The organism is Serratia sp. G204Y (genome assembly GCF_051172435.1).
In the GTDB taxonomy this organism is placed as follows: domain Bacteria; phylum Pseudomonadota; class Gammaproteobacteria; order Enterobacterales; family Enterobacteriaceae; genus Serratia; species Serratia sarumanii.
Genome location: NZ_JBPIZA010000001.1, coordinates 1,893,974 through 1,906,364 on the forward strand (window position 1 = coordinate 1,893,974; position 12,391 = coordinate 1,906,364).

Here is a 12,391-nt window from a genome sequence, read left to right on the forward strand (position 1 = left end):
CACATCAATTTTTCCTGTTTTATCTCCCGTACTCTCTATACTTCAAACATACCTAATCAGACGAAAAACCGTCAAATCGCACAATTATTAGACCATTCTCGCACCAAATCGGTGCAAACACTTAAGTTAAACTGCTGGATTTGATCGGCGCAAGATATAACGTTAAGCTATAGATGCAAAATAATTAGTCACCTAAATGACATAACCTTGGCATAAACGACGATATTTTGTGATCCACATCCCATCTTAAATGTGGATAATGAATCGTCTTGAACCGCGATTCGATTAGCCGATTTGATAACTCGAAAACAACAGTGAACGGAGATTACGCTTTCACGAACAACGAATAATTCATTAAGGGATGATTATATGAAGTTAAGAAAAAAACGACATAAACCGATGCACATTAGCGACATCACCATCATCGATGACAGCAAACTCAAGAAGGCGATCACCGCAGCAGCCCTGGGCAACGCGATGGAGTGGTTCGACTTCGGCGTATACGGCTTTGTCGCCTATGCGCTTGGCCAGGTCTTCTTCCCCGGCGCCTCTCCCGGCGTGCAAATGATCGCCGCGCTGGCGACCTTCTCCGTACCCTTCCTGGTGCGTCCGCTCGGCGGCCTGTTCTTCGGCGCCATGGGCGATAAGTTCGGTCGCCAAAAGGTGCTCTCGGTGACCATTATCATTATGGCGGTCAGCACCTTCTGTATCGGCCTGATCCCGTCCTATGCGTCGATCGGTATCTGGGCACCGATCCTGCTGCTGCTGGCCAAGCTGGCGCAGGGCTTCTCCGTCGGCGGTGAATATTCCGGTGCGGCGATCTTCGTCGCCGAATACTCGCCGGACCGCAAACGCGGCTTTATGGGCAGCTGGCTGGACTTCGGCTCCATCGCCGGCTTTGTGATGGGCGCAGGCGTGGTGGTGCTGATCTCCAGCATCGTCGGCGAAGCCAACTTCCTCGACTGGGGCTGGCGTATCCCGTTCTTCATCGCCGCACCGCTGGGCCTGATCGGTCTCTATCTGCGCCATGCGCTGGAAGAAACCCCGGCGTTCCAGCAGCACGTGGACAAGATGGAAAAAGATGACCGCAACGCCATCGAAAATCCGCCGAAAACCTCGTTCAAAGAGATCGCGGCCAAACACTGGAAAAGTTTGCTGGTGTGCGTCGGTATCGTCATCTCCACCAACGTGACCTATTACATGCTGCTGACCTACATGCCGAGCTACCTGTCGCATAACCTGCACTACTCGGAAGATCACGGCGTTCTGATCATCATCGCCATCATGATCGGCATGCTGTTCGTACAGCCGGTAATCGGCCTGACCAGCGACCGCATCGGCCGTAAGCCGTTCATTATCGGCGGCAGCATCGGCCTGTTGGCGCTGGCGATCCCGTGCTTCATTCTGATCAACAGCAACGTGATTGGCCTGATCTTCGTCGGTCTGCTGGTGCTGGCGGTGCTGCTCAACTCCTTCACCGGGGTGATGGCCTCGATTTTGCCGGCGATGTTCCCGACGCACATCCGTTACAGCGCGCTGGCGATTTCGTTCAACATTTCGGTGCTGATCGCCGGTGCGACGCCGACCGCCGCCGCCTGGCTGGTCGAAGCGACCGGCAACCTGTACATGCCGGCCTACTACCTGATGGTTGTGGCGGTGATCGGTCTTATCACAGGTCTGTACATGAAAGAAACCGCCAACAAGCCGCTGCGCGGCGCGACGCCGGCCGCTTCGGACCGCTCAGAAGCGAAAGAGCTGCTGCAGGAGACCTACGACAACATCGAACAGAAAGTCGAGGACATCAACGCGCAGATCGCCGAATTGGAAAAGAAAAAGCAGATCCTGATCGACCAGCATCCCAAGCTGGATTGATCGGCGCGAAAACACAAAAGCCACCCGTTTGGGTGGCTTTTTTACTTTGATTTCAAAAGGAATAATGCGCAGCGCATTTTATGGCAAGCGGGATTGGTGGCACGCTTTGCCGCACACCTTTATTAATGAAGAACATAATCATGAGCACGATGGACCTTTCCATCATCATCGGCATCCTGGTTATGCTCGCCCTGTGGCTTGGCGCACTCTTCAACATCGGTGATATCACCTTGAGCATTTCACGTCTGTTCCACTGGATTGAAAGCCAACGCGGCTAACCCCATGCCGACGGCGGAAAACATCGGCTATGATTGAAAGGCCTTACCGCCATTTTCCGAGACTGTCGCTCGCGATAAAGAGGACCGCATCATGACCGACTATGCGTTCTACAATCAGATCCTGACCCGGCTGGCCGCCAATCACCCCGGCACGCTGGATGAAAAAACCTATGAACTGTGGAAACAAGACGCCACCAGCCCGCACGCCTTCGCCGATCCCTTCGCCTATCTCAAAACCAAGGGCCTGATACAGGCCTATGTGATGAGCGACATCGACGAGAACAACTATGATATCGACCCGCATCAAACGCGGATCACTGCCGCCGGTCTCGAATTCATTCGCAACGGCGGGTTCAAATAAGGGGGATACCCGCCAACAAAAAACCGCCAGACGGCGGTTTTTTTTACTCTAAAAGCGGGCGAACCGGCTCAGGCGGGGAAAGGCCGGTAAAAAATGCGCAGCACTTCGTTGTCGCCCTGGCGTAAAAAACCGCCTTCCGGCTGCCAGCGCAGATCGCGCGCCAGATTGAGATTTTCCCAGCCGACCGCGCCCCCCACGCCGATGCAAAGATTTTTATTGCCGGCGGCAAAGCCTGCACCGGTGCCGATCATGGCATGCAGCAAACGGGGCGCCGTCGCGTCACGCAGGGAAAATATGCCGATAAAACATCCCTGCGGCGCGCGCAACATATCGGCCATGGTGCGGATCTCGGTATCGTCAGGGCTGACGAAATGTTTGTATTGCTTATCGAATACCGTCTGCCACAGCTGCTTGTATTTCGCCTTGCTAAGCGCGCCTGAACGGTGGGCGCACAGCACCACCGCATCCCAGCACATCTCCCCGCTCAGCGAAAGATACTCTTCCGTATCGGCTTGCGGCTTGTCGGCGTAATGCCGCGCAAATTCAGCCGCATTCAAATGCGGCGGCACGGCCTGTTTGGCAACGTCACTCTTGTAGCGTTTGAAATTCAACCAATGCATGGGAAGTATCCTCTTCATCCGCTAGATTTATGAAGCTGAAGCCGTGGACGAGACGAGCCATCAAATCCAGGGCGTCGTCGGCGATGGCCGTTTCGTCGTCATTCAACCCCTGTTCCACCGACCGCTCAATCGCGTTCATCACCGCCGGAGCGCTGGTTTCTTCCCCCTGCGCCACCACGTCTAATACGGCTTTGCCGATCGCCAGACAAAGCTCATGATCAAACTCAACCTCTTTATACGGCTGCATAATCACTCCGATAAATTTTTACCCAAGAATACTAGACCACAATGGCGTATCGCGCCTGTCATCGTAGCGTAGCAATGTATGCAGCCGAAGAGAAATGCATCGGGCCCCGGGTTGATAGCCCGAAGCCCGATAACGAGCGAGTTATTGCGGTGCTTGTTCGGTGGGGCGAATGATAAAACAAGTGGCGGTTGCCGAAGCCAGCAGCTTCCCTCCTGCCGTTTTGAGCGTGCCTTCAGCGAAAGCGACGTTCTTCGCCGCATAGACCAGACGCCCCTCGGCGATCAGGTCACTCTCCTTCGGCACAGGGCGCAGCATTTTTACCTGCAGATCGACGGTGCCGTAACCTACGCCTGCGCCCAGCGTACTGTGCACCGCGCAACCGGTCACCGAGTCCAATACCGTGGCGGCAAAGCCGCCATGTACGCCACCCAGCGGATTCAGATGGCGCCCGTCTGCCCGCGCCACGATGCAGATATACCCTTCTTCCACCGCAACCGGCTTCATGGGCACGGTTTCAGCGATCGAGGCCGCTGGGATCTTGCCGGCCATTGCAGCCTGTAACAGCGCCAGCCCGGTCATTTTTGTCGGGTCCATGGTTTTCTCCTCGGATCAGTAAACCTTTCATATAGTAGAGGTCTGACCTGTTGGTTTGCTTTTTCGTGCTGGTGGCTTCTTCCCCCTTGATTCACTGAGTGTGAGCACCATCACTCTTTAGCGTCAATAACCACAGTTTTTTAGCGCCTTTAGATTTAAAACAACTTTCTGTTGTAACCGCCGCCGGAAACTGAACGCAGTTAAGTTCAACATTATTAAGGCGTATCTATCATGGATTTCTTTCTGCAATTAGCGGTTATATTGGCATGCCTGCTGTATGGGGCGCGCAAGGGCGGCATTGCGCTGGGGTTACTGGGCGGTATCGGGTTGATGATCCTGGTGTTCGGCTTTCACCTGCAGCCCGGCAAACCGCCGGTAGACGTGATGCTGGTGATCATCGCGGTGGTGGCGGCCTCCGCCACCCTGCAGGCCTCGGGCGGGCTGGACGTGATGCTGCAAATCGCCGAACGGATGCTGCGGCGCAACCCGCGCTACGTCTCGATCATCGCACCGTTCGTGACCTGCATTCTCACTATTCTGTGCGGCACCGGGCACGTGGTGTACACCATCTTGCCGATCATTTATGACGTGGCGATCAAAAATAACATCCGCCCGGAACGGCCGATGGCGGCCAGCTCGATCGGCGCGCAGATGGGCATTATCGCCAGCCCGGTTTCGGTAGCGGTCGTTTCATTGGTGGCGATGCTCAGCAGCTATACCTTCAATGGCCGCCATCTGGAATTCCTCGACCTGCTGTCGATCACCATTCCTTCCACCCTGTGCGGCATTCTGGCGATCGGCATCTTCAGCTGGTTCCGCGGCAAAGACCTGGACAAAGATCCGGAGTTCCAGAAATTCATCTCGGTGCCGGAAAACCATCGCTACGTCTATGGCGATGCCGCCACCTTGCTGGACCGGGTGCTGCCGCGCAGCAACTGGATCGCCATGTGGATTTTCCTCGCTACCATCGCCCTGGTGGCGGTGCTGGGGGCATTTTCCGAGCTGCGGCCCAGCTTCGGCGGCAAGCCGCTCTCCATGGTCCTGGTGATCCAGATGTGCATGTTGATGGCCGGGGCGCTGATCGTCATCATCACCCGCACCAACCCGGCGTCTATTTCTAAAAACGAAGTGTTCCGCTCCGGCATGATCGCCATTGTGGCGGTGTATGGCGTCGCCTGGATGGCGGAAACCATGTTCGGCGCGCACCTGGCGCAGATCGAAGCCACGCTGGGCGTGCTGGTGAAAGAGTACCCCTGGGCCTATGCGCTGATCCTGCTGCTGGTGTCGAAATTCGTCAACTCGCAGGCCGCCGCGCTGGCGGCACTGGTGCCGGTGGCGCTGGCGATCGGCGTCAACCCGGCCTATATCGTCGCTTCGGCGCCGGCCTGCTACGGCTATTACATTCTGCCAACCTATCCCAGCGATCTGGCAGCGATCCAGTTCGACCGCTCCGGCACCACCCGCATCGGCCGCTTCGTGATCAACCACAGCTTTATTCTGCCCGGCCTGATCGGCGTTAGCGTCTCCTGCGTCTTCGGCTGGATCCTCGCTGCGGCGTTCGGTTTCTTATGATTGGTACTGCGGAGCCCTGCGGGGCTCCCTGCAAGCAGGATGACAATCCATGGGCATGGGGTATGACAAAAAAGGAAGAATACAGGTGTAACGCGAATTTCAGGCACAAAAAAACCGCCTCTCGGCGGTCTACGACATTACTACTTATTGCTTTGATTATTCGGTATTTTTGTTCCCTGGTACCCGGGGCGGGACTTGAACCCGCACAGCCATAAGCCGAGGGATTTTAAATCCCTTGTGTCTACCGATTTCACCACCCGGGCTCGGGAAAGTTGGAGGCGCGTTCCGGAGTCGAACCGGACTGGACGGATTTGCAATCCGCTACATAACCGCTTTGTTAACGCGCCTTTATTCTGTTTGCCTTTTCAGGCCAAAGCCGGTGATTCACCCACTTCGTTTTGTTCTTTTGATCGGCGATGTTTAAATCGCTTATCTTAATCATCTGATTCTTAAGTAATTTATTTCGTTACCGCCGAATCGATGGACTGCATTATGGACTAAACCCCCCACCTTGGCAACCCCCCGAAATAGCAAAAAGTTCTCTAACGCTTTCAACTGCTTATTTTGTGGGCGCACTGTTCACAATGCCAACGGAAAGGCAAGCGAAATGTTGATTTTATATGCATCGGTTCAGGGATTCACGGGCAAATCGGATCTTTTTTCTCGGCAGGAATCGCTTACCCGCGCCCTCTGCGGCTTTTCACTTGCTTATGGTGATGGGATATCAGGCATAACATTATCATGAATCTCCGGTGCCGCTGCCCCGAACGGCCAACGCAACTGCAAGGCTGGAGACTGACGTCAGATTGTGCACCGTACGGCGCCCAATCAAATGTGCCTGATTGCACCATGCAACGGATGCATCCTGGGGTATGAAAACGACAGCAGATATAGTGGCAATAATCGAGCTAGCAGGATGAAGAAGGGTTTCACCGGACGGCAAAGGAATAGAAAACGAAAAAGGGGCCGAAGCCCCTTTTCGCTTACCTGCCGAATCACGGGGATTCAACAGGCTAATGTTTGGAGCGGGAAACGAGGCTCGAACTCGCGACCTCAACCTTGGCAAGGTTGCGCTCTACCAACTGAGCTATTCCCGCATTACCAGAACTGACTGATTTATTTGCTATCTTTCGGCAATTCATCGTTGTCGTCTGATGCGATGCATTCTACTTGCCTGACGTGATGAGTCAATAAAATTGTTGGCTCATCACGATCGTTTGCCGATTTTTGCAGCGTATCGATCACGGTTCCAGCAGATCGTTGCGCGCCGCTTTCAAATATTGGAACATCGACCAGAAAGTCAGCACCGCCGCGATATACAGCAAGCCAATCGCCACATACTCTACGGAGCGATCCGGCCGCCACAGCAAACCCACCAGCGACATCATCTGCGCCATGGTTTTCACTTTGCCGATCCAGGATACCGCCACGCTGCTGCGCTTGCCAATTTCCGCCATCCACTCGCGCAGCGACGAAATGATGATTTCACGGGCGATCATGGTGGCCGCCGGCAGCGTGATCCACCAGCTGTGGTAGTGCTCCGCCACCAGCACCAGCGCCACCGCCACCATCACTTTGTCCGCAACCGGATCCAAAAACGCCCCGAAGCGCGTCGTTTGTTTCCAGCGGCGTGCCAGAAAGCCGTCAAACCAGTCGGTGACGGCGGCGAACACAAAGATAACGGCGCAAACCATCGGAGCCCAGTTGAACGGCAGATAAAACGCCAGCACAAAGAATGGGATCAGAACTACGCGAAACAGGGTAAGCCAAGTCGGTATATTCAATTGCATAATGCTACGGTAACTATCTGGCTAGAGTGGAAATTAAGAGTATGTTGCTACATTGCCCTCAGTGTTTCAATGCATTGTAGATCTTTTCTGCCAATGCTTGTGAAATACCCGGCACTTTTGCAATTTCCTCCACGCTGGCGTTCAACAAAGGTTGCAGTCCGCCCATATACTTCAACAGCACCTGGCGCCGTTTCGGCCCTACGCCTTCAATCAGCTCCAATGCGCTGGTATTTCTGACTTTCGCCCTTCTCTGCCGGTGGCCGGTAATCGCATGATTGTGCGAATCGTCGCGGATGTGTTGGATCACATGCAGCGCCGGCGAATCCGGCGGCAGCGAAATCCCCTCGCCTTCCGGCACGAAGAACAACGTTTCCAATCCGGCCTTGCGATCGGCGCCTTTGGCGATGCCAATCAGCAGCGGCTTATTCTTGTCCCAGGTGACGTTCAGCGATTTGAAGACGTCGATCGCCATGCCGAGCTGCCCTTTACCGCCGTCGATAAAGATGACATCCGGGATCTTTTTCTCTTCCAGCGCCTTGCCGTAACGGCGCTTCAGCACCTGCGTCATCGCCGCGTAGTCATCGCCGGGAGTGATGCCGCTGATATTGTAGCGCCGATACTCCGCTCGCACCGGGCCGTTACCGTCGAACACCACGCACGAAGCCACGGTCTGTTCGCCCATAGTGTGGCTGATATCGAAGCACTCCATGCGGTTGATTTCCGTCAGGTTCAGCACCTTGGCCAATTCCGCCAGCCGCTGATGAATAGTCGACTGTTGCGAAAGCTTGGTGGTCAACGCCGTTGCCGCGTTGGTACGCGCCAGCTTCAGATAACGGGCGCGGTCGCCGCGCGGTTTGCTTTGAATTTGGATCTTGCGCCCCGCCAACTCGGAGAGCGACTCCGCAAGCAGGTCTTTTTCCGGCAGGCTGAAATCCAGCAGGATCTCACCGGGCAGCGTGCGCGCCTGGCTGCCCTGCAGATAGAACTGACCGACAAAGGTCTGCACCACTTCGCCCATATCCGTGCCGCCCGGCACTTTAGGGAAATAGCTGCGGCTGCCCAGCACCTTGCCCTGACGGATGAACAGCACGTGCAGGCACGCCATACCGGCATCGAACGCCACGCCGATCACGTCCAGATCGTCGCTGTCGCCCGACACGAACTGCCGCTCGGTGACGCGGCGCACGGCCTGAATTTGATCGCGAATGCGCGCCGCCTCTTCGAAATTAAGCAGTTTGCTGGCTTCTTCCATACGCGCAATCAGCTGGTGCAATACCTGCTGATCTTTGCCCGAAAGAAACAGCCGTACGTAGTCCACCTGCTGCCGGTATTCTTCTTCGCTCACCAGGCCGGCAACACAAGGCCCCAGACAGCGGCCGATCTGATACTGCAGGCACGGGCGCGACCGGTTGCGATATACGCTGTTTTCGCACTGGCGGATCGGGAACAGCTTCTGCAGCAGCGCCAGCGTTTCGCGTACGGCGTAAGAGTTGGGAAAAGGCCCGAAATATTCGCCCTTGGCGTGTTTGGCGCCGCGATGTACCGCCAAACGGGGATGGGTATCCGCACTGAGAAAAATCAGCGGGTAAGATTTATCGTCTCGCAAAAGAACATTATATCGCGGTTGGTACAATTTAATGTAGTTATGTTCCAACAGCAGCGCTTCTGTTTCGGTATGGGTAACCGTTACGTCTATTTGCGCGATATTTTTAACCAGCGTCTCGGTTTTACGGCTGCTGACCTGCTGCCGAAAATAGCTGGCGAGACGCTTTTTCAGGTCTTTGGCTTTACCGACGTAGATCACCGTACCCGTGGCGTCGTACATACGGTAGACGCCGGGCTGGCTGGTGACGGTACTCAGGAAGGCTTTGGCATCAAAACGGTCATTCACTGCTTAACAACGTCTCCGCATTGAACAATCCATGTCGGATGGCCAGGTGAGTCAATTCGACGTCGCCGCTGATATTCAGTTTGCTGAACATGCGGTAACGGTAGCTGTTCACCGTTTTCGGGCTGAGACTCAGTTGCTCCGAGATCTCATTCACCTTTTTGCCTTTGGTGATCATCAACATGATCTGTAACTCGCGTTCAGACAGGCAGCTGAACGGCGTTTCAGCCTGCGGCTCCAGCTGACTCAGGGCCATCTGCTGGGCGATATCAGACGCGATATAGCGCTGCCCCGCATGCACGGAACGCAAGGCGTTAATCACTTCCTGCGGCGCGGCGCCCTTGCTCAGGTAACCGGCGGCACCCGCCTGCATCACCTTCGCGGGCAAAGGATTTTCAGTATGGATGGTCAACATGATGACTTTGACGTCGGGTGCATAACGCACAATCTTGCGCGTGGCTTCCAGCCCGCCAATGCCCGGCATATTCATGTCCATCAGCACGATATCGACAGCGTTGCCACGGCACCATTTTACGGCGTCTTCACCGCACTGAGCCTCACCGACAACTTTTATACCTTTGATATCTTCAAGAATGCGTCGTATCCCTGCGCGCACCAGTTCGTGGTCATCAACAAGAAGAACGCTAATCAAGGAAAAATCTCCAAAAAAAGGGAGTAACGCAATCGGCCTCTGTTTTCGCCAGAGATATTACTTGTTTTTCAGACAAGAATGAACACAGATTAATACATACTTTCGAATAACTTTGCGGAGCAGAGCTGATTTTTCAATTTTAGCCGTCTATGCCGCCGATAAATCGTCACGTTGGAAAAGATCGGACGACGAAAATAATTGCGCGGCGCTGCACCAAACACAGGATAGCGCGACAATCACGTTGCGCGTGAGAAATCTGTGTAAGCAATCGCGACATGCATAATATTAACACGGCCGCTGGCTTTTTGTAATCATTTGATATTTAAAGGCGTAACAAAATCCGCCGCCAACGTGGGTTTGGCAAACCGCGTTCGAAACTATTATTCCCGGCAAACGCCGGTAAAATCGGTGTTCCCTGCCCAAATAATTATAATCCCCCCATTGTTCAACAATAACGTGCCGGACAAATACTTGTTAACCACCTCGAAATAACTGGCCGACAGCGGATGATTCAGCATGGCAATGAGCGAACGTTGCCCACCCGCATGACCGGAACAAGCCCGGTGCAGATGACGGACGCATGCTATGCTATACTCCGCGCCCAGTTAAATTCGCCGCTGCGCGCGGGGCAACGTTTAGCCCGCGCGCGGTGCGCCAAAGCAGCTTGTATCAGGCTACGGCCTCAAAAAATCAGGAGAGAAAATGAGCAACGTTGATTTCACTACGTCTGCAAACCCGGAAATCTTGGCGACCGAGGTTGCCTGCCTCAAAGCTACGCTGACGCTGATCTTGAAGTCGATCGGCCAGGCCGACGCCGGGAAAGTCATCATCAACATGGAACGTTTCATCGCCCAGATTGAAGATCCTACCCAGGCGGAAATCTTTAAGAACAGCATTCAGCAAATCAAGCACGCTTACCGTCAGTAAGCGTTGCATCCCAGACCCGCACTTCTTGTGGGTCTGCTTTTCACCGCGCTACGCCACACCCCATTGATCTTGCACGTGCTTTCGGGCAGTGTGTTGACTTTCCCCCACACCCGAGACCGTTATGGCTATCCTTGTCAAAGCGCTGATCGGCGCGCTGGTCGTGGTTCTGATCGGCCTGTTGGCCAAAACGCGCAACTATTATATCGCCGGTTTAGTCCCGCTCTTTCCCACTTTCGCCCTGATTGCGCATTACATTGTTGGCAACGAGCGTTCCATTGCGGCGCTGAAAACCACGCTGATTTTTGGCATGTGGGCGGTGCTGCCCTACCTGGTGTATTTGATCTCGCTGTATTTCCTGATCAACAGTTTGCGGCTGTCGTTGGCTCTGGGGGCGGCGGTACTGTGCTGGATTGCGGCTGCGTGGCTATTAATTACGCTATGGGGATGGTGGCAAGGGCGTTAACGCCCTTGCCAGGGCAGATTACGGTCGCCCCGCCTGCAAAACAAAGCCACGCTGCCGATCGCCGGCGATACGCAGATAGCGGCGTTCACCGGCGCGCAGCGTCATCGGTATACTGCCGCCGGTCTCACGCCAAATACACAGGTGATTCTCGATCATATCTTGCCCGATACTGACCGAAACATTGCCTGGCGGCACGCGAAACTCTGCTTTTTCTTTCGCCTCCAGCGAAGCGGCAAACTCCCCATTCACATAGACGCCGGTGCGGCAGCTGCCCGCCAGCATTCCGCTGTCGCGCACCACCACCACCGTGGCGTAAGGCGTATCCGGGATATTCTGATAGAGCATCAGACGGCTTGGGGGGGGCAACTCAGCCTGTTGCGGCGGCACGGCTTGGGTCGCACATCCCGTCAACAGTGCAGAGGCAAATAACAACGCGGCGTAATGCTTCATCCTTGGCTCCTGAAGAAAATAATGCTTATCGTAACAAGAGAATAGCTGTCTCCAGTAGCATTCATGCCGCAGAAACGAAAAAATCGGATAACTTCCCACTCCTCCCACGAACCTGCAGCGATAAGAAGATTCTGCATTAAAGCCATTGAAATAAAGGCGATTCTTGCAGATTTAAAACTTGATCATGCCACGTTGGATATCTGCAGCAAAAGCGCCACTGACGTAACTGAAACCATCCTGCGTGACGTAAACCCGGGTATGGCCGGTCTCTGATAACACCGCCACCATATATCCCAGGGCGATCATTTCATGAGACGGAACGTTCATCGGAGTTAGAAATCCGCGGCTACGGCACCACTGATAAAAGCGAGTTCGCCCATATCCCAACACGGAGCCAACATCGGAGAGGTGCTTAAAAGTATCATAATCCTCTGATGGTGCAGGTAAACCGTCATGACTTTCAGGCGTTTTCTTTATCCCTGACAAAATAAACTCCTTTTTTGTAGCTGTCGCGAACGGTTATCCTTCCTCTGAACTGAATTTAAAAAATCCAAAATTAAAATGCAAATGAATTCCCTGTAACTAAAAATTCTCTTCTGGATAAAATCCGAAAATAAAACCCCATTAAAAAAACAGAAATAAAAAAAATAGGGTATTAATACCGAGAATTAAATTCT

The 12,391-nt window shown here is 54.2% G+C and carries 14 protein-coding genes and 3 tRNA genes; 6 read left to right on the top strand and 11 right to left on the bottom strand.

The genetic code is table 11. The features are described from left to right. Positions 1 to 369 precede the first annotated feature (369 nt). The 3 genes from proP (at position 370) to ACSBQQ_RS09285 (ending at position 2,511) form a co-directional block, all read left to right on the top strand. Complete coding sequence (gene proP / locus ACSBQQ_RS09275) at positions 370 to 1,872, top strand: glycine betaine/L-proline transporter ProP (protein WP_033646468.1); 1,503 nt, start codon at positions 370 to 372, stop codon at positions 1,870 to 1,872. 140 nt (positions 1,873 to 2,012) lie between these two features. After that, a complete protein-coding gene (locus ACSBQQ_RS09280) occupies positions 2,013 to 2,150 on the top strand; it encodes a hypothetical protein (RefSeq protein ID WP_162062229.1) in 138 nt (45 codons plus the stop codon). Positions 2,151 to 2,241: 91 nt separating this feature from the next. After that, positions 2,242 to 2,511, top strand: coding sequence for a hypothetical protein (locus ACSBQQ_RS09285; RefSeq protein ID WP_033646469.1), 270 nt, complete (start codon positions 2,242 to 2,244; stop codon positions 2,509 to 2,511). A gap of 68 nt (positions 2,512 to 2,579) precedes the next feature. Here the strand turns inward: ACSBQQ_RS09285 and ACSBQQ_RS09290 are convergent, their stop codons facing one another. The 3 genes from ACSBQQ_RS09290 to ACSBQQ_RS09300 all read right to left on the bottom strand — a co-directional run bounded on the left by ACSBQQ_RS09290 (position 2,580) and on the right by ACSBQQ_RS09300 (position 3,972). Then, on the bottom strand, positions 2,580 to 3,131 hold the full coding sequence (locus ACSBQQ_RS09290; RefSeq protein WP_033638004.1) for a hypothetical protein: 552 nt from the start codon (positions 3,129 to 3,131) through the stop codon (positions 2,580 to 2,582). Then, the gene (locus ACSBQQ_RS09295; RefSeq protein WP_033638003.1) at positions 3,097 to 3,378 is read right to left on the bottom strand and encodes a hypothetical protein; all 282 of its coding nucleotides are present in this window, start codon (positions 3,376 to 3,378) and stop codon (positions 3,097 to 3,099) included. The genes ACSBQQ_RS09290 and ACSBQQ_RS09295 overlap by 35 nt, the downstream gene beginning before the upstream one ends. 141 nt (positions 3,379 to 3,519) lie before the next feature. Then, positions 3,520 to 3,972 carry a PaaI family thioesterase gene (locus ACSBQQ_RS09300; RefSeq protein ID WP_060428472.1) on the bottom strand — a complete coding sequence of 151 codons (453 nt, stop codon included), beginning with the start codon at positions 3,970 to 3,972 and terminating at the stop codon, positions 3,520 to 3,522. Between the two features lie 231 nt (positions 3,973 to 4,203). Here ACSBQQ_RS09300 and ACSBQQ_RS09305 point away from each other — a divergent pair, with 231 nt between their 5' ends. Then, the gene (locus tag ACSBQQ_RS09305; RefSeq protein ID WP_033646470.1) at positions 4,204 to 5,544 is read left to right on the top strand and encodes an anaerobic C4-dicarboxylate transporter; all 1,341 of its coding nucleotides are present in this window, start codon (positions 4,204 to 4,206) and stop codon (positions 5,542 to 5,544) included. Between the two features lie 177 nt (positions 5,545 to 5,721). Here ACSBQQ_RS09305 and ACSBQQ_RS09310 read toward each other — a convergent pair. The 6 genes from ACSBQQ_RS09310 to uvrY form a co-directional block, all read right to left on the bottom strand. Next, positions 5,722 to 5,807 (bottom strand) — tRNA-Leu (locus ACSBQQ_RS09310). A 10-nt stretch (positions 5,808 to 5,817) separates the two neighbouring features. Further along, a tRNA-Cys gene (locus ACSBQQ_RS09315) sits at positions 5,818 to 5,891 on the bottom strand. A 674-nt stretch (positions 5,892 to 6,565) separates the two neighbouring features. Next, positions 6,566 to 6,641: transfer RNA gene (locus tag ACSBQQ_RS09320), tRNA-Gly, on the bottom strand. A gap of 144 nt (positions 6,642 to 6,785) precedes the next feature. Continuing rightward, complete coding sequence (pgsA, locus tag ACSBQQ_RS09325; protein WP_033637960.1) at positions 6,786 to 7,334, bottom strand: CDP-diacylglycerol--glycerol-3-phosphate 3-phosphatidyltransferase; 549 nt, start codon at positions 7,332 to 7,334, stop codon at positions 6,786 to 6,788. Between the two features lie 58 nt (positions 7,335 to 7,392). After that, on the bottom strand, positions 7,393 to 9,225 hold the full coding sequence (gene uvrC, locus ACSBQQ_RS09330; RefSeq protein ID WP_033637959.1) for an excinuclease ABC subunit UvrC: 1,833 nt from the start codon (positions 9,223 to 9,225) through the stop codon (positions 7,393 to 7,395). After that, positions 9,218 to 9,874 (bottom strand): UvrY/SirA/GacA family response regulator transcription factor, encoded by a 657-nt coding sequence (gene uvrY, locus ACSBQQ_RS09335; protein WP_004927947.1) that lies wholly within the window; start codon positions 9,872 to 9,874, stop codon positions 9,218 to 9,220. The genes uvrC and uvrY overlap by 8 nt, the downstream gene beginning before the upstream one ends. A gap of 702 nt (positions 9,875 to 10,576) precedes the next feature. On the opposite strand from uvrY, the gene ACSBQQ_RS09340 reads away from it, so the two are divergent. After that, positions 10,577 to 10,801, top strand: coding sequence for a DUF2594 family protein (locus ACSBQQ_RS09340; RefSeq protein ID WP_004927950.1), 225 nt, complete (start codon positions 10,577 to 10,579; stop codon positions 10,799 to 10,801). A 121-nt stretch (positions 10,802 to 10,922) separates the two neighbouring features. Continuing rightward, positions 10,923 to 11,264 (top strand): GlpM family protein, encoded by a 342-nt coding sequence (locus ACSBQQ_RS09345; RefSeq protein ID WP_033637958.1) that lies wholly within the window; start codon positions 10,923 to 10,925, stop codon positions 11,262 to 11,264. 18 nt (positions 11,265 to 11,282) lie between these two features. Here ACSBQQ_RS09345 and ACSBQQ_RS09350 read toward each other — a convergent pair whose 3' ends face one another. Both ACSBQQ_RS09350 and ACSBQQ_RS09355 read right to left on the bottom strand, forming a co-directional pair. Next, positions 11,283 to 11,714, bottom strand: a complete 432-nt coding sequence (locus ACSBQQ_RS09350) for a hypothetical protein (RefSeq protein ID WP_033646526.1) — start codon at positions 11,712 to 11,714, stop codon at positions 11,283 to 11,285. 171 nt (positions 11,715 to 11,885) lie between these two features. After that, positions 11,886 to 12,200: a hypothetical protein gene (locus ACSBQQ_RS09355; protein WP_033637956.1), complete on the bottom strand. Its 315-nt coding sequence runs from the start codon at positions 12,198 to 12,200 to the stop codon at positions 11,886 to 11,888. Between the last annotated feature and the right edge of the window lie 191 nt (positions 12,201 to 12,391).